The 16,005-nt window shown below is 68.4% G+C and carries 14 protein-coding genes; 8 read left to right on the plus strand and 6 right to left on the minus strand.

The genetic code is table 11. The features are described from left to right. Positions 1-30: 30 nt before the first annotated feature. The 3 genes from ACP690_RS07300 to ACP690_RS07310 all read left to right on the plus strand — a co-directional run bounded on the left by ACP690_RS07300 (position 31) and on the right by ACP690_RS07310 (position 2,236). Positions 31-1,683 carry a ribonuclease J gene (locus tag ACP690_RS07300; RefSeq protein WP_063685296.1) on the plus strand — a complete coding sequence of 551 codons (1,653 nt, stop codon included), beginning with the start codon at positions 31-33 and terminating at the stop codon, positions 1,681-1,683. A gap of 4 nt (positions 1,684-1,687) precedes the next feature. Further along, positions 1,688-1,972 (plus strand): DUF1467 family protein, encoded by a 285-nt coding sequence (locus tag ACP690_RS07305; RefSeq protein ID WP_017979165.1) that lies wholly within the window; start codon positions 1,688-1,690, stop codon positions 1,970-1,972. 111 nt (positions 1,973-2,083) lie between these two features. Continuing rightward, on the plus strand, positions 2,084-2,236 hold the full coding sequence (locus ACP690_RS07310) for a hypothetical protein (protein WP_017979164.1): 153 nt from the start codon (positions 2,084-2,086) through the stop codon (positions 2,234-2,236). Positions 2,237-2,242: 6 nt separating this feature from the next. On the opposite strand, the gene ACP690_RS07315 is transcribed toward ACP690_RS07310, so the two are convergent. Further along, the gene (locus ACP690_RS07315; protein WP_426260629.1) at positions 2,243-4,549 is read right to left on the minus strand and encodes a hypothetical protein; all 2,307 of its coding nucleotides are present in this window, start codon (positions 4,547-4,549) and stop codon (positions 2,243-2,245) included. A gap of 100 nt (positions 4,550-4,649) precedes the next feature. Here ACP690_RS07315 and ACP690_RS07320 point away from each other — a divergent pair, with 100 nt between their 5' ends. From ACP690_RS07320 to ACP690_RS07335, 4 genes are read left to right on the plus strand one after another with little or no spacing between them, the layout of a single operon-like run. Beyond that, a complete protein-coding gene (locus ACP690_RS07320) occupies positions 4,650-4,940 on the plus strand; it encodes an Hpt domain-containing protein (RefSeq protein WP_017979162.1) in 291 nt (96 codons plus the stop codon). 48 nt (positions 4,941-4,988) lie between these two features. Continuing rightward, positions 4,989-6,170, plus strand: a complete 1,182-nt coding sequence (locus ACP690_RS07325; RefSeq protein WP_426260630.1) for a hypothetical protein — start codon at positions 4,989-4,991, stop codon at positions 6,168-6,170. A gap of 36 nt (positions 6,171-6,206) precedes the next feature. After that, on the plus strand, positions 6,207-7,307 hold the full coding sequence (locus ACP690_RS07330) for a hypothetical protein (RefSeq protein WP_426260631.1): 1,101 nt from the start codon (positions 6,207-6,209) through the stop codon (positions 7,305-7,307). Then, positions 7,304-8,650 carry an ATP-binding protein gene (locus tag ACP690_RS07335; protein WP_426260632.1) on the plus strand — a complete coding sequence of 449 codons (1,347 nt, stop codon included), beginning with the start codon at positions 7,304-7,306 and terminating at the stop codon, positions 8,648-8,650. The genes ACP690_RS07330 and ACP690_RS07335 overlap by 4 nt, the downstream gene beginning before the upstream one ends. A gap of 28 nt (positions 8,651-8,678) precedes the next feature. Here the strand turns inward: ACP690_RS07335 and ACP690_RS07340 are convergent, their stop codons facing one another. From ACP690_RS07340 to gltX, 3 genes are read right to left on the minus strand one after another with little or no spacing between them, the layout of a single operon-like run. Continuing rightward, on the minus strand, positions 8,679-8,882 hold the full coding sequence (locus tag ACP690_RS07340; RefSeq protein WP_017979158.1) for a hypothetical protein: 204 nt from the start codon (positions 8,880-8,882) through the stop codon (positions 8,679-8,681). Beyond that, entirely contained in the window at positions 8,882-10,165 is a 1,284-nt protein-coding gene (locus ACP690_RS07345; protein WP_017979157.1) for a citrate synthase, read from the minus strand. Before ACP690_RS07345 ends, ACP690_RS07340 begins: the two co-directional genes overlap by 1 nt. 16 nt (positions 10,166-10,181) lie before the next feature. Next, complete coding sequence (gene gltX / locus ACP690_RS07350; protein ID WP_426260633.1) at positions 10,182-11,600, minus strand: glutamate--tRNA ligase; 1,419 nt, start codon at positions 11,598-11,600, stop codon at positions 10,182-10,184. 80 nt (positions 11,601-11,680) lie between these two features. Between gltX and ACP690_RS07355 the strand changes: the two genes are divergently transcribed. After that, positions 11,681-13,801, plus strand: a complete 2,121-nt coding sequence (locus tag ACP690_RS07355; RefSeq protein ID WP_426260634.1) for a ComEC/Rec2 family competence protein — start codon at positions 11,681-11,683, stop codon at positions 13,799-13,801. Positions 13,802-14,071: 270 nt separating this feature from the next. Here the strand turns inward: ACP690_RS07355 and lexA are convergent, their stop codons facing one another. After that, positions 14,072-14,764 carry a transcriptional repressor LexA gene (gene lexA, locus ACP690_RS07360; protein ID WP_426255964.1) on the minus strand — a complete coding sequence of 231 codons (693 nt, stop codon included), beginning with the start codon at positions 14,762-14,764 and terminating at the stop codon, positions 14,072-14,074. A gap of 58 nt (positions 14,765-14,822) precedes the next feature. Continuing rightward, a complete protein-coding gene (locus ACP690_RS07365) occupies positions 14,823-16,004 on the minus strand; it encodes a molybdopterin molybdotransferase MoeA (protein WP_426260635.1) in 1,182 nt (393 codons plus the stop codon). Between the last annotated feature and the right edge of the window lies 1 nt (position 16,005).

A 16,005-nucleotide genomic window follows, 5' to 3' on the forward strand; every position in this document is an offset into this window, starting at 1 on the left:
CGGGCGCTACGCAATTCACGAAAGACATCAATGACTCCCAAAACCAACGAACTTCTCTTCTGCGCCCTGGGTGGCTCGGGTGAGATCGGCATGAACGTCAATCTCTATGGCCACGCCGGCAAGTGGCTGATGGTCGATCTGGGCGTGACCTTCGCCGATGCCGCATATCCCGGCATCGATATCGTCCTGCCCGACCTGTCCTTCATCGAGGATCGCCTGAACGATCTAGTCGGTATCGTCCTGACGCACGGGCATGAAGACCACATCGGCGCGCTGCCCTATCTCGCCGAAGACCTGGGCGTGCCGCTGTATGCGACGCCGTTCACGGCCGGTTTGATCCGCGGCAAGCTGGAGGAAGAGGGCAACGCCCATCGCGTCAAGCTGCGCGTGATCCAGCCGGGCAAGAGCGGCGTCGCGGGCGCACAGATCGGCCCCTTCGGCGTCAGCTTCATCGAGCTGTCGCACTCGATCCCCGAACCCAATGCGCTGGTGATCGAAACCAAGGCGGGCCGCGTGTTCCACACCGGCGATTGGAAGCTTGATCCCACGCCGGTGATCGGCAAGCCGACCAGCCCGGAACGACTGACCCAGATCGGGGACGCCGGCGTCGACGTGCTGGTCTGCGATTCGACCAACGTCTTCAACGCAGAAGCATCCGGCTCCGAAGCATCGGTGCGTCGCGGCCTGGCGGAGCAGATCGCGCGCGCGAAGGGGCGGGTGCTTGTCACCACCTTCGCGTCCAATGCGGCACGCCTCCATACGTTGGGGCAGGTGGCGCGCGAGACCGGGCGCAAGCTGTGCGTCACCGGCCGCTCGCTCGACCGGATCCTGAAGGTCGCGCAGGCGACGGGCTATCTGACCGATTTCCCCGAAACGGTCGATCCCGACACCGCGATGCGGCTGCCGAAGAACAAGGTGCTGATCGTCGCTACGGGCGGCCAGGGCGAGCCGCGCGCAGCGCTGGCACGGGTCGCCGATGGCTCGCACACGATCAAGCTCGACCTCGGCGACACGGTGATCTTCTCATCGAAGCAGATTCCGGGCAACGAGGTTGCGATCGGCAAGATCCAGAATACGCTCGCGTCCAAGGGCGTGGTGATGATCACCGAGCGGCAGGCACACGTCCACGTCTCGGGCCATCCCGGACGACCTGAACTGGCGCAGATGTACAAGTGGATCCGTCCGCAGACGTTGGTGCCGGTCCATGGCGAGATGCGTCACATGATGGAGCATGCCCGCTTCGCGCTGAGCGAGGGCGTGCCGCAGTCGATCGTGCAGAGCGATGGCGACGTCATTCGGCTGCTGCCCGGCAAGCCCGAGAAGATCGGCAATGCCGGTGTCGGTCGCCTGGTGCTCGACGGTGACGTGATCCTGCCCGCGGACGGATCGACGATCAACGAACGTCGCAAGCTGGCGATCAATGGCCAGATTTCGGTTGCGGTCGCGATCGGCAAGGATGGGCGGCTGCTCGGCCGGCCGCAGGTGCGCGTTCAGGGCGTGCCGGTCGAAGAGGATCGCGCGGCCTTTATCGAAGATGCCGCCGAGGCCGCTGCCGAAGCGTTGAAGGGCCAGCGGCGCGAACTCGATCGACGCCGCGAGGACGTCCGGCTCGCGGTGCGGCGCATCGCGACCCGCTGGACGGGCAAGAAGCCGATCGTCGATGTGCTGATCATCGAGGCCTGATCCCATGCGCTGGACGTCGATGCTTGCGATCTACGTCCTGTTCTGGGCGTTCTCGGTGTTCCTCGTATTGCCCTGGGGCGTGCGCACGACCCATGAAGTGGGGGGTGAGCACGTCGCGGGTCAGGCGGAAAGTGCGCCGCACGAATTTCGCCTCGGCCGTCTCGCGGTCCGCGTAACCATCGTGGCGACGATCCTGTTCGGCCTGTTCATTGCCAATTACGAATTCGGCTGGGTCACGCCGCAGATGCTCGACCTGTTCGATCGCGAGGCCGTCTACAACCGCAGCTAGGCGCGATCGGCCTGACTTGATTGTCATGTTCGTGTCAGGTTCGCGCAAGTCGTTGCCTGATAGGCTTTTGCCGCCGCCACAGAGGGTGGTGACTGACGAAAGGCCCGATCGGTGTACGACAGGCACGGCCAAGCGCTCGATTTGCTCGAACGCGCGCTCCACCTGATGGATGAAGAAGGGCGGCCGCTGGTCGCAGCGCGCATCGCCGCCGCGATCGACGATCTGCTACGCGACCCGAAGGTCCGCGAGCAACACCCGAACTGACGCGCCTTAGCGCAGCCGTTCGATCGCCTGCGCGAGTGCGACGTACAGTTTGCCCATGTCCGACGACAGCAAGGTCACGCTGAGCGGCGAGCCGTCCCGCTGTGCAAGGATCGTCCGGAGCATCCCTTCGAAATCGTGGATGTAGCGATTGACCGACTCCCGGAACCGGGCGTCGTCATCGTACAGCCGTGCGATATCGCGGGCGTCACCCGGTTCGAGCACGCGCACCGCACGGCGGGTGAAGACCCCGCGATCGCCCTTCAGATAGGCGGCCCAGGCGCTGTCAGACACTTCGGGCGCAAATGCCTTCGTGATGTCGATCGCGGCCGAATTGAGCGATTCGATCAGCAGCGAGGCGCGGCGAGCGAATGTGTCGCGCTCCGCCTCTTCGCGCTCGGTGCGGGCATCCTCGAGTCGCGTCTCGACCAGCGCCGTCTGATCGAGGATCTGCTGGACCTGCGCCGATAGCCGTTCGGTCGCGCGGGTGGCGGCGTCGACGGCATGCCCCGTCGCATCGGCAATCGCCCGCACCTGCCGCTCGACCGTGTCGCCGGTGGCGCGGCGCATCGCCTCCGCGCTCGCTTCCTCCATCTGGCTGGCCGCATCGGGAATGACGCTCGCCAGCGTCTCGCGCGCCTTGTCCGCCGCGACGGACGCGGTGTCGCGGACGCGGAGCAGCGCGTCGACGAGCCGCGGGGCTGCCTCTTCGGCGAAGCGATGCGTGCGATCGATCGTTTCGTCGACCATCATGCCGAGCGCGTCGGCCTTGGCGCGGCCGTCGTTGAGCGTCTGGAGCAGGGTGCCCGACAGGCGATCGAGCGTCGTCGTCTGTTCGGCGATGACGCCCGCGATCGCCTCGATCGCGTCATGCGTGCTTTCTGCAGCGGTCACGAGCGCGAGCAGCTCCGGCTTCGCGGCGACGACGACCTGCTTGCTGGAGGCGATGCGCGAATCGAGTCGCGCTAGCGCTTCGGGCAGCGTCTCGTCGATCTCGCGCGCTGCTGCATCAAGGGCGATGAGCAGCGATTCGGTGGTGCCGATCGTTCGCGTCGCCATCGCTTCGCCAGTGCGCAACGCTTCGGTCATCGCATCCGCCGAGCCACCCAGCGCGCTGATCGACGCCGCGAGCAGCTGCGACCGGTCGACGCCCTGTGCGTGCAACGTATCCAGCCGCGTCTCGACGCGCTCGATCCCGGCGTCGAGCCCGGCGAGCAGCGACTCGCTTGCCCCGCGCTGGTCGTGCAGGCGCAGCGTCACGCGGTCGATGACGTCTTCGACGGCGGCGATCCGTTCTCCCAGAGCGTCTGCACTCTGACGCGCGGCAGTGTCGAGCGCGGCCTGATTGGCGCGCAGCATCGCCAGCATTGCCTCGCCCTGCGCGGCAATGCCCTTGCGCGCCTCGTCCACGGCGTCGGCCGTACGGCCGAGCAGCGCATCGACCGCGTCGGACATGTCGCCCGTGACCGATTCGAGCCGGGCGCCCGCTGTTTCGCTGGTCGCCTCCATACGCGCGATATGCGCAGCGAGTTTCTGTGCGGCGCCGCCGGCGACGAGGTCCGCCTCCCTGCCGCGCTCCGCGAGCGCGGCGAGCTTCGCCTCCAACGCCGCAGCATGCTCGCCGGCGGCCAAGCCGGTATCGTCGAGCAGCCGCCCGGCCTCCGCCACCTCGGCCTGCGCACGCGGCAGCGAGGCGAGGAGGACGCCGAGGTGCGTCTGCGCCTCGGCTACGGCTTCGGACAGCGCGCGGGCGTGTGCATCAGCCTGGCCGATCTCCAGTGCCATGCCGCGTCCGACCGCAGCCAGCCGTTCGTTCGCGCCATCGCCCATCGCCATCAGCGTGGTGATCTGGTCGGCGAGCTGGCGGCGGTTGGCGTCGAGCGATCGGGAGACGGCGGCGACCGTCCGTTCCAGACTGGCGGCCTCGGCCCGCATCGCCTGGGCGGTGCTGCGGAATCGGGTCGCCTCGCGCCGGCTGGTGCGCATGGCGAGCAGATAGACGATGCCGATGAGGGCGGGGATCACCGCCAGCGCGGCGATATATTGGGCGAGGGGGACGGGCAGCAGGAACGGAAGCTGGTCGCGGGCGAGCCAGAGCATGCCGCCGATCCAGGCGACGGAGGCGGTGATCGCCAGCGTCGGCGCCAGCCACGTCGCGCGGCGCGGCTCGACCTCGACCGCCTCGGTCCAGGCGAGCGGTTCGCCGCCGTGATAGTCGCCGTGGCCACCCATCGATTCGGGCGTAGTCGGTTCCAGCTCGTACCGGCCCAGGGCATCGTCGGTGGCTGCGGCTTCCGCCCGCATGTCGATAATCATGGAACCCCCGTTCGTGTCCGCCGGGCTTAACCATGTTCGGCACCGTCATAAAGCGAAAGTGCAACACTTGATTAAGTGGTGGTGCGCTAAGCGGCCTCTCATGGCGTATGATCCCGGAGCGATCGACGCGGCGCTGGCCGCCGCAGTGGGTGACGAACCCGGGTTGATCGCCGAATTGCGGCTGGCCTTCACCGAAAGCGCCGAACGGGCGCTGGCGGCGATGGACGCGGCGACGACCCGCGACCAATGGCGTGACGCGGCCTCGCGATTGAAGGGGCTGGCGGCGAGCTTCGGGGCCGTCCGGCTGATGGCCCTCGCGGCACAGGCGGCCGATGGTGCGCGCGATACGGCTATCCTCGGCAAGCTGCGTCGATCGGTGATGCGTCTTTAGCCGCAATCCGCCCTAGGCAGGGGGAAGATGACCCCTTAACAGCGCCAGATGCTCGCCGGCCTTCTCTTCGCCATGCACGACGCGGACGATCGGCCCAACATGCTGACCGCGACGCTGCCGTTCGGTGGCGTGACGCTGATCGAATATCAGGCGCGGCTGCTGATCGCCGCTGGCGCATCGCAGATCATCATCGTCGTTGCCCGGCTGACGCCTGAATTGCTGGGTGCGATCAATCGTATAGGCAAGCGTGGCATCGCTGTCGACACGGTGCGGACCGCCGCCGAGGCGGCAGAGACCTTGCACCCGCTGGCCCGCGTGCTGATGCTGGCGGATGGGTTGACCACGACCGGCGATACGCTCGCCGTACTGGCACGCGAGGGCGGCGACGCGTTGCTGGTCGTGCCGGAGGATCAGGTGGGGCCGGGGTACGAACGGCTGGGCGGTGGCATGGTCTGGGCAGGCGTTGCCCGACTGGAACCGCGTCGCCTAGCCGAGCTGGCGGCGATGCCACGGGACTATGACGTGCCTTCGACCCTTGTCCGCCTCGCGTCGCAGGCCCGGGCGACGCATATCCTGCTGCCGCAAGAGGCGATCCGCGCAAGCCATGGCGTCGGTCATTCGGCGCAGACGCTCGACGCGCGAAGCCGGCGCGCGATGGCGGCGATGGTGTCGTCGCGCAGTGGGTGGTTCGAACGCTATATCACCGCACCACTCGCCCGGTCGGTTATTCCATTGCTGGTGCCGCGGACGGTGCCCGTCCTCGCCGTGGCAGCCGCCGGCGGCGTTTTGGGGCTGCTCGGTACGACCCTGACCGCGTTCGGGCATGACGTGTCGGGGCTGCTGTTGGCCTTGGTCGGCACGCTGGGCCTGTCGCTCGGTGCGATCCTTGCCGATCTGCGAGACGAATCGGGCAGCGCGACATGGCTGACCCGGGCCGCCGCGATCCTGCCGGCGCTCGCGGTGTTGGCCTATGGCCATGATGCGACTCAGTTATCGGTCGATGGCAGCGAGCAGATGCTGGCGATCGCCGGTGTCGTGCTTGCGGGTCTTGGCGAGCGCGCGCTGGGGCCGGCGCCGCGGCGGATGTGGTGGGGCAGTCCGCCGGCCTACCTGCTGCTCGTCTGGCTGGGCGCGCTCCTGTCGTCGCCCATGCTGGGACTGGGGCTTGCAGCGACCTACGCCGCTGCAACATTGGCGGCTGGAATCGAGCGATTGCGGACCCTTGCATAACGCTGTCTTAATGATGGAAGCGTAGGCAACCACATCATGGCGGTCGGAACGGATCAGGCGGAGCGGGATGCGCTCGCCACGCGCATCGGCGCTGCGACCCGTCTCGCGGCGCGCGCCGACGCACGCCTGACCGGTGCGATCGACGATTTCTTCGTGGCCGAGGATTCGCGGCTGGACGAGCGGACGCGCGTGGCGCTGGGGCGCATGCTTGCTGCCGTCGTCCAAGGCGTCGAGACGGACATCCGCCGTCACGCGGCTCGCGTGCTCGCAGGGCAGGGCGCCGATACGCAGGCCGAACAGCTGCTAAAAGGGCATGAGGACGTGGTGCGACGCCTGTCGCGTGCAGGCCTGCTGCGCGATCGCGGTCTGATGGACGAACTGATCGCGCAGGTGCGATGCGACCGAATCGCTGCCGCTCTGCCGTCGCAGGCGGGTACGCCCGATCAGCCGAGCCTGCTCGTTCGCCTGGCCGAGGTCGATGACGGTGTCGTCGCCGCCGCGGCGCGGGCGTTGATGACCGCAGAGGCTCGTCGCCGCGCTTCGGTGGAGCAAGGCGGCGCATTGCCCGGCTTGCTGCCCGCTGAGCGGCATCATCAGCTGGTCTGGTGGGTCGCCGCCTCGATTCGCGAAGGTCGCATCGCGGTATCGGGCGAGGATGCCGCCGTCGATCGCGCGATCGTCGAGGCAGCGCAGCGGAGCCTTGCCGCGCACGACGAGGGCCAGCGGGTCGAAGCATTGGCGGTGCGCCTCGCAAGCGCGATCGATGCGCGGGCGCACGAACTTGGCGATCTGCTGGTCGAAGCCCTCGGCGATCGCCGCCTGATCCTGTTTATCGCAATCCTCGGCCGCGCGGTCGATCTCGACTTCACCGGCGCGCGCGCGATCGTGCTGGAGCCCGAGGGCGACCGGCTGTGGCTGGCACTGCGGGCGGCGGCGCTCGATCGCCCGACGATCGCGCGGATCGCGCTGGCACTCGCCGACGCCGATCCACGGCGCGACATCGATATCTTTGCCGAGGAACTCGACGCCATTGCCGCCGTTCCGGTCGAGGCTGCGCGATCGGCGCTGGCCCCGCTGACGCTGCACCATGACTTGCGTCTCGCGATCGATGCTTTGGCGCGAGAGGCTGGACGATGAGGCTGGACGGTATTCCCGACGTTCCCGTCAGCCATGCGATGATCGATGGCGACGGACGGCTGGTCGCGGCCGACCCGGCATTGCTCGCACTCAACGAAGCAGCCGGCGGCACGATGGGCGCCGCACTCGCGGTGCCGCAACTGGCGACGGTGGCGCGTCTGGCGCGGCGGCTCGGCATTCTCGTGTCGCGCGGCGTCGTGGTTGCCGACGGGGATACCGACCTTGACCTATGGATACGGGCCCAACCGGATGGCGACGGCGTACGCATGGCCGTCAGCGGCTGGCGTGAGATGCGGGCGCGGCCGGTCATCGCATCGCCTGCGGCCCGATTGGTCGAATCGGACGATCTTGCCTGGGATACGGATGGCGGGCTTCGCCTGACATTCGTGTCGATCGATGCGGCACGACGGCTGGGGCTCGACGCCTTGTCGCTGCTCGGACAGCCGCTGACCGCCTTGTTCACGCTCGATTCGGATGGTGACGGTGCGCTCCCGATGCTCGAGGCGGTGGCGCGTCAGCGGCCACTCGAGCGCCAGCGTGCGCGTGTGCGCGGTGGCGACGTCCGCGTCCTGCTGACCGCGCATGTGCGCTGCGATCCCTCGGGCCAATTTGCCGGTCTGTCCGGCATCGCGCGGGTTGAGGACGAGGCGCCCGCACCGGCCTCTCCATCGACAATTGCGCCGGCCTTCACCGAAGGGCTCGACAAGGCGCTGCGCACGCCGCTTGCCCGGATCATCGCCCACGCCGACACGATCCACGCCGAGGCGGAGGGGCCGGTGCAGCGCGACTATGCCGATTATGCGTCGGACATCGCCAATGCGGGCCGGCATCTGCTCGGACTGGTCGACGATCTGGTGGATCTGCAGGCGATCGAGCGGCCCGATTTCGCGCTGGACACCGATTCGATCGATCTCGCCGACGTCGCGCGCCGCGCGGCGGGGCTGCTCTCCGTCCGCGCGAGCAACGCGGGCGTCGCGATCGCGCGGCCGCTGCCCGAGCTGCGCATGCCGGCGCAGGGCGATTTTCGCCGTGCGTTGCAGATCATGGTCAATCTTGTCGGCAATGCCGTGCGCTACTCGCCGGAGGGTGGCGTCGTGAGCGTCACCGCGCTGCGCACCGGCGGCATGGCAGAGGCGGTGGTCGCCGATCAGGGCAAGGGCATCGCGATTGAGGATCAGGCGCGCATTTTCGAGAAGTTCGAACGCGTCGATCCGACCGAGGCGGGCGGCAATGGCCTGGGCCTCTATATCGCGCGGCGTCTGGCGCGGGCGATGGGCGGCGATCTGACGGTAGAAAGTGCGCCCGGTGAGGGCGCGCGGTTCACGCTCAGCCTGCCGGTCTGATCGGGGCCCCTAAGCGTTCCGCAGGGCGTCAGCGTCGGATACGGCGCGCGACTAGGATCAAGAGCAATCCGCCGACAGCGAGCGCGGCACCGCGGTCCGCCCATGGCCGCTGGTCGAGCATGAAGCTCTCCTGCGGCCAATGGACGTAGCCGAGGCCCTGGCCGACCCACAGCAACCCGACCAGCGTCAGCATGACGCCGATCGAGATGAGGACCGGCCGGGCCCGGCGCATCAGCGCTGCTCGACCGGCACGTACGACCGCTGCGTCGGGCCGGTGTACAGCTGACGCGGACGGCCGATCTTCTGGTCGGGATCGGTGATCATCTCGTTCCACTGCGCGACCCAGCCGACGGTGCGGGCGAGCGCGAACAGCACGGTGAACATCTCGGTCGGGAAGCCGATCGCCGACAGGATGACGCCCGAATAGAAATCGACGTTCGGGAACAGCTTCTTCTCGATGAAGTAATCGTCCGACAGCGCCAGCTCTTCCAGCCGCAGTGCGGTGTCGAACAGCGGATCGTTGACCTTCAGCGCGTCGAAGACCTCACGCACGGTCTTCTGCATCACGGTCGCGCGCGGATCGTAATTCTTGTACACGCGGTGACCGAAGCCCATCAGGCGGAACGGATCGTTCTTGTCCTTGGCGCGCGCGATGAACTCGGGGATACGCTCGGGCGTGCCGATCTCGCGCAGCATGTTGAGCGCGGCTTCGTTCGCGCCGCCATGTGCCGGACCCCAGAGGCAGGCGATGCCGGCGGCGATGCACGCGAACGGGTTCGCGCCCGACGAACCGGCGAGACGGACGGTCGAGGTCGAGGCGTTCTGCTCGTGATCGGCGTGCAGGATGAAGATACGGTCCATCGCCTTTTCGACGGCCGGGTTCACTTCATACGGCTCGGCCGGAACGCCGAACGTCATGCGCAGGAAGTTACCGGTGTAGGACAGCGAGTTGTCCGGGTACAGGAAGGGCTGACCCACGCTGTACTTGTACGCCATCGCCGCGATCGTAGGAATCTTGGCGATCAGGCGATGCGACGCGATGGTGCGCTGCACCGGATCATGGATGTCGGTCGAATCGTGATAGAAGGCCGACAGCGCGCCGACCACGCCGCACATGATCGCCATCGGGTGCGCATCGCGGCGGAAGCCACGGAAGAACGCCGCGAGCTGCTCATGCACCATGGTGTGGCGCGTGATCGTGTTGGTGAAGCCCGTCAGCTCGTCCGCCGAGGGCAGCTCGCCATTCAGCAGCAGATAGGCGACTTCCATGAAGCTCGACTGTTCGGCGAGCTCGCCGATCGGATAGCCGCGATGCAGCAGAACGCCTTCGTCGCCGTCGATATAGGTCAGCTTCGACTGGCACGAAGCCGTCGAGGTGAACCCCGGATCGTAGGTAAAGTCCCCGGTCTGCGCGTAGAACTTGCGGATGTCGACGACGTCCGGTCCGACAGTGCCGGACATGACCGGGTAGTCGAAATCCTTGCCGTTCACGGATACCTTTGCGGCTTCGGTCATCTGGTTGTCCTTCCTATCAGACTTGCATCTGGTCCGCGATGCGGCCGAGGCTTTCCTCTTTGCCGAGCAACGCGAGCACGTCGAAAATGCCGGGCGAGGTCTTGCGCCCGGTGAGAGCGGCGCGGAGCGGCTGGGCGATCTGTCCGAGCTTCACGCCCGTGCTGTCCGCCACCTGCCGTACCGCTGCTTCGATTGTCTCCTGATCCCACTGCTGCACCGCGTCAAGCGCGGCGTGCAGCGCAGCGAGGAGCGTTCGGGCGTCGGCGGTCAGCAGGTCCGAAGCTGCCTGATCCATCGCGAGCGGCCGGACCGCAAACAGGAAAGCGGCGCCGTCGCTCAGTTCGTTGAGATTAGCGGCGCGCGCCTTCAGCACCGGCATCGCGCGCGTGAGCAGATCGACGTCGGTATAGCCGCCGATCCCCGCGACCAACCCTGCCAGCCGCGCGTCGTCGGCGGCACGGATGTAATGGCCGTTGAGGTTTTCGAGCTTCTTCAAATCGAAGCGCGACGGGCTCTTGCCGACCGCGTCGAGGTCGAACCATTCGGTCGCCTGTTCGCGGCTGATGATCTCATCGTCGCCATGGCCCCAGCCGAGGCGGAGCAGGTAATTGTCGAAGGCTTCGGGCAGGATGCCGAGCTCGTCGCGATACGCTTCGATCCCCACCGCGCCGTGGCGCTTCGACAGCTTTGCGCCGTCGGTGCCGTGGATCAGCGGGATATGCGCGTAGACCGGCTCCGGCCAGCCATTCGCCTTGTAGATCGGCAGCTGGCGAAAGGCGTTGTTGAGGTGGTCGTCACCGCGGATGACGTGCGTCACGCCCATGTCGTGATCGTCGACCACCACCGCGAGCATATAGGTGGGCGTGCCGTCCGAGCGCAGGAGGATGAGGTCGTCGAGCTCGCTGTTCTGGACCGTCACCGACCCCTGTACCTGGTCGTCGATCGTCGTCGCGCCCTCACGCGGCGCCTTGAGGCGCACGACGAAGGGCTGGCCGTCCGGCGCGGTCGCGGGATCGGCGTCGCGCCAAGGCGAGCGGATGCGCAGCGGCTGCTTCGCCGCCTGCGCCGCTTCGCGCTGCGCGGCGATCTCGTCCTGCGTCATGTAGCAGCGATAGGCATGGCCGTTCGCCACCATCTGATGCGCCACTTCGGCATGGCGATCGGCGCGCGCGAACTGAAAGACGGCGTCGCCGTCCCAATCGATGCCCAGCCATTGCAGGCCGGCGAGGATCGCGTCGATCGCCGGCTGCGTCGAGCGGGCACGATCGGTATCCTCGATCCGCAGCAGGAACGTGCCGCCATGGTGACGCGCGTACAGCCAATTGAACAGCGCGGTGCGCGCGCCGCCGAGGTGCAGATAGCCGGTGGGCGAGGGGGCGAATCGCGTGACTATTCCCGCGCCGTCGCCCGAACGATTTTCAACTGTTGCGCCCAACCGCGCTTGCTCCCAAAGTTTGAAACCTGATGGCCAGTTCAGCCGCCGCGGCCTCTAGCACGCGCTCCGTGCGCCTTCAAATGCCCCAGGGGTGGCATCGGTTGCGCGATCGTGTGGAAGCGTGGCTGCACGCGGAACGCGATCGGATTGCTTTATGGGTGCCGGTGGCGTTCGGGACGGGCGCTGGCGGCTGGTTCCTGATGCCCGACCCCAACCAGTGGATCGCGGCGATGCTGGCGGCACTCGCCATCGCCTGCGTTGCGGCGGCGATCGGGCGGGGCGGGCGGGCGGCGCATAGCGTCGCTGTCGGCGCGGTTCTGATGGCGGCAGGCGTGGCGACCGCATGGTGGCGCGCCGAGCAGGTCGCGGCCCCGGTGCTGGCGCGGCCGGTCGTCGCCGTGGTGACGGGGCGGGTGGTCGGGATGGAGGCGCTCGTCGCGCGCGATCTGGTGCGGCTGACGATCGAGAGCGATCCGGGGATCGGACTGCCACCGCGGGTGCGGATCAACCTGGCGACCGATGATGTGCCGAGGGGGCTGGGTGAGGCGGCGCGAATCCGGCTGCGGGCGCGGTTGATGCCTCCGGCCGCGGCGTCAGTGCCGGGAGCGTATGATTTTGCGCGGGCGGCGTGGTTTGCCGGGATTGGCGCGACCGGTCGGGGGTTCGCGCCGGTGGAGCTGGTGTCGCCCGGCGCGGCGGAGGGCAGCCTGCGGCGACGCCTGACCGCGCATATCACCGATCGGCTGGGGGGGAGCCGGGGCGGCATTGCGGCGGCGCTGGCGACCGGGGACGAGGGTGCGATCAGCGAGCGCGATGCGGAGGCGATGCGGCGGGCGGGCCTCGCGCATCTGCTGTCGGTCAGCGGGCTGCACATCACCGCGGCGGTGGCGGCGACGATGTTCGTCACGTTGCGGCTGCTCGCGCTGTGGCCATGGCTCGCCATCCGCGTCCGGTTGCCGTTGGTCGCGGCGGGGATGGGGGCGTTGGCCGCCATCGGCTATACGTTGCTCACCGGATCCCAGGTGCCCACGATCCGATCGTGCGTCGCCGCGCTGCTCGTGCTGGCGGCGCTGGCGATGGGGCGGGAGGCGATGACGCTGCGGCTGGTTGCGGCCGGCGCGATGGTCGTGCTCGCGGTGCGGCCGGAAGCGCTGGTGGGGCCAAGCTTCCAGCTGTCGTTCGCCGCGATCGTGGCGATCGTTGCGCTGCACGAGCATCCGCGGGTGCGCGGGTGGTTCGAGCCGCGTGAGGAAGCGCGCGCACGCCGTCTGCTACGCGGGCTTGGGTCGCTGCTGCTGACGGGCGTGGTGGTGGAGGCGGCGCTGATGCCGATCGCAATCTATCACTTCCACAAGGCGGGCCTGTATGGGGCTGCGGCCAATATCGTCGCCATCCCGCTGACGACGTTCGTCGTCATGCCGCTGGAGGCGGGGGCGTTGGTGCTGGACACGGTCGGGCTGGGCGGGCCCGTGTGGTGGTTGACCGATGGGGCGCTGCGCGGGCTGCTGTGGCTGGCGCATGTCGTGGCGGATGCGCCGGGCGCGTCTCTGGTGGTGTCGTCGATGCCGCTGGGGGCGTTTCTGTCGATGGTCGCCGGTGGGCTGTGGCTGGCGCTGTGGAGTACGCGGATGCGCTGGATCGGCGTGCTGCCGGTCGTCGCCGGTGCCGCCTGGGCGGCGTCGACCCCGCCACCCGATCTGCTGGTGACGGGGGACGGGCGGCATATGGCGATCCGGCTGGGTGGCCGGCTGGCGCTGCTGCGCGACCGCGCCGGGGACTATACGCGGGCGATGCTCGCCGAAAATGGCGGGACCGATGGCGAGCCGTGGCTGCTCGACGATCTGCCGGAGGCCCGGTGCAGCCGCGATGCGTGCGTGGCGGTCCTGCGGGACGGGGGAGGGCAGTCGTTCCGCGTCCTGGCAACCCGCAGCGGCTACCAACTGGCATGGCGGGATGTGGTCGCGGCCTGCGGGAGGGCGGACGTCGTGGTGAGCGACCGGCGGCTGCCGCGGGCGTGCCGGCCGCGCTGGCTGCGGCTAGACGCGCCCGTGCTGCGGCGTACCGGCGGGGTCATGCTGACCCTGGCGAGCGGGCGTGTGCGGACCGTGACGCAGCCAGGGGATCGGCATCCATGGTTGGTGGGAGCCAAGGTCGCCCCGCCTCGGCCGGACGATATCCCGACGGCCATGCCTCCGCGATGACCTCAGCTCGAGCGCTGGTCTCGGTCTGAGCCTTTGCGACGGGGCGCTGCTTCCCGTAGCGGCACGAGTTCGGGTCAATCCGTCATTGCTTCGCTGCGCTCGCAATGATGCCCGTGTCTAAACATCCGATATTTAAGGACTTTCAAGCACGCAATCAGCGGGAAGCCGGAATGCCCTGCCCTCGACGGGAGGCAGAAGGCGCCGTTTGGAAAGTCACAAAAGTCTCACGAACGATCGTGTTTTGCGGTGCGCCACCACGCCGGAATCCCGTCAGTCGTAGCGGCGCAGGATACCCGACAATTTGCCCTGCACGCGGACGTGCGAGGGAACGTAGCGCTGCGGCTCATAGGCGCGGTTGGCGGGATCGAGGCGGATCATCGCGCCTTCGCGACGGAAATATTTGAGTGTCGCCTCGCTATCCTCGATCAACGCAACGACGATCTCGCCATCGCGGGCGATGTCGGTACGGCGGATCAGCGCATAGTCGCCATCTAGAATACCAGCCTCGACCATCGAGTCGCCGGAAACCTCCAGCGCATAATGTTCGCCGGTGCCGAGCAACGCCGCGGGGACGGCGAGCATCGAACTGCCTTCGAACGCCTCGATCGGCACGCCGGCGGCGATCCGGCCGTGCAGCGGGATTTCGACGACGTCGTTCGCCGGCGAGGGGGCGGGACGCACATTGCCCGCGGCCGGCGCGCTCGGCGGCGCAGCGGGAGCGGGCGTTTCAGGCGCCTTGCGTTCGGAGCGTTCCGGCATGCGCAGCACTTCCAGCGCGCGCGCACGGTTGGGAAGGCGGCGGATGAAGTTGCGTTCCTCCAGCGCGCTGATCAGGCGGTGGACGCCGGACTTGGACTTGAGGTCGAGCGCGTCCTTCATCTCCTCGAACGACGGTGAGATGCCCGTCTCCTCGAGCCGGTCGTTGATGAAGCATACAAGCTCGTGCTGCTTGCGCGTGAGCATAAGCGGTCCTTCCCCGTCAGAACAGACGCGGAACTTCTAGGGAACAATTCGTGGGGCGTCAAGCGATGACGAGGATTTCCGCCGAGTCGCCCACGCGCGCGACGGGGGCACCGACCGGCCGCACGATCAGGCAATGCGAGCGCGCCAGCGTCAGCAGCATCGAACTGTCCTGAATGGTCGAGGCATAGGCGCGGCCGTCGCGCAGCTCTGCGCGCAGATAATCGGTGCGCGGGCCGTTGGCGGGCAGGTCTTCCCCCAGGATCGCCATCGTGCTGCGCGGCAGCGGGTTCGCAGCGCCGGACAGGTGCGCGATCAACGGTTTGACGAAGAGCAGGGCGGTGACGAAGGCCGATACCGGGTTGCCCGGCAGGCCCAGCACCTGCATCGCGCCGCGCCGTCCCGCCATCATCGGCTTGCCCGGCCGCAGCGCGATCCGCCAGAAATCGATGACGCCGCCCGCCGCCTCCAGCGCCGGGCGCACGAGGTCGTGGTCGCCCACGGACGCGCCGCCGGTGGTGACGAGCAGGTCGGCGTCGACGCGCGCGAACGCATCGCGCAGGCGATCGAGATCATCGGGCAGGATGCCGAGGTCGATCAGCTCGATCGGCAGGTCGGCGAGCATCGCCGTCAGCATCGCGCGGTTCGATTCGGGCAGCGCGCTCGCGTCGCCGCGGGTGCCCGGATCGACCAGTTCGTCGCCCGTCGCGCAGATGGCGACGCGCACCCGGCGGTGGACCGCGATCGTGCCGATGCCGCCGGTCGCGGCGACGGCGATGCGGGCTGGCGTCAGCCGCTCGCCGCGGGCGATCAGGCGATTGCCGGCGTGAAAGTCGAGGCCGCGGCGGCGGGTGTTGCGGCCGAGCGTTGCCGGGCCTTCGCCAGTCAGGTGGATCGCGGTGCCGGAGGCCGCGATCTCTTCCTGCACCATCACCGTGTCGGCGCCTTCGGGCATGGCCGCGCCGGTGAAGATGCGCGCGGTTTCGCCGGGCCCGACGGTGCCGGCAAAGGGGCGGCCGGCGGCGCTTTCGCCGATCAGCGTCCACGGTCCGGGCAGGTCGGTGAAGCGGATCGCATAGCCGTCCATCGCCGACAGGTCGGCGGCGGGCTGGGTGCGGCGGGCGGCGATGTCGTCCGCCGCCCAGCGGCCGGCGGCGGCGGTCAGCGGCACGGTTTCGGTCCCGACCGGCGGGGCGTGCGCGAACAGCCGCGCCTGGGCTTCGTCGATCGGGAGCAGCGCCATG

This window comes from Sphingomonas sp. DC4900 (genome assembly GCF_049896485.1).
Lineage (GTDB): Bacteria > Pseudomonadota > Alphaproteobacteria > Sphingomonadales > Sphingomonadaceae > Sphingomonas > Sphingomonas aquatilis.

What these genes read in the sequence shown, in the direction of transcription:
- ACP690_RS07300 (WP_063685296.1), top strand. Translation starts at nt 31, where the DNA reads ATGACTCCCAAAACCAACGAACTTCTCTTCTGCGCCCTGGGTGGCTCG.
- ACP690_RS07335 (WP_426260632.1), top strand. Translation starts at nt 7,304, where the DNA reads ATGAGGCTGGACGGTATTCCCGACGTTCCCGTCAGCCATGCGATGATC.
- ACP690_RS07320 (WP_017979162.1), top strand. Translation starts at nt 4,650, where the DNA reads ATGGCGTATGATCCCGGAGCGATCGACGCGGCGCTGGCCGCCGCAGTG.
- ACP690_RS07305 (WP_017979165.1), top strand. Translation starts at nt 1,688, where the DNA reads ATGCGCTGGACGTCGATGCTTGCGATCTACGTCCTGTTCTGGGCGTTC.
- ACP690_RS07345 (WP_017979157.1), bottom strand. Translation starts at nt 10,165, where the DNA reads ATGACCGAAGCCGCAAAGGTATCCGTGAACGGCAAGGATTTCGACTAC.
- lexA (WP_426255964.1), bottom strand. Translation starts at nt 14,764, where the DNA reads ATGCTCACGCGCAAGCAGCACGAGCTTGTATGCTTCATCAACGACCGG.
- ACP690_RS07330 (WP_426260631.1), top strand. Translation starts at nt 6,207, where the DNA reads ATGGCGGTCGGAACGGATCAGGCGGAGCGGGATGCGCTCGCCACGCGC.
- ACP690_RS07325 (WP_426260630.1), top strand. Translation starts at nt 4,989, where the DNA reads ATGCTCGCCGGCCTTCTCTTCGCCATGCACGACGCGGACGATCGGCCC.
- ACP690_RS07365 (WP_426260635.1), bottom strand. Translation starts at nt 16,004, where the DNA reads ATGGCGCTGCTCCCGATCGACGAAGCCCAGGCGCGGCTGTTCGCGCAC.
- ACP690_RS07340 (WP_017979158.1), bottom strand. Translation starts at nt 8,882, where the DNA reads ATGCGCCGGGCCCGGCCGGTCCTCATCTCGATCGGCGTCATGCTGACG.
- ACP690_RS07355 (WP_426260634.1), top strand. Translation starts at nt 11,681, where the DNA reads ATGCCCCAGGGGTGGCATCGGTTGCGCGATCGTGTGGAAGCGTGGCTG.
- ACP690_RS07315 (WP_426260629.1), bottom strand. Translation starts at nt 4,549, where the DNA reads ATGATTATCGACATGCGGGCGGAAGCCGCAGCCACCGACGATGCCCTG.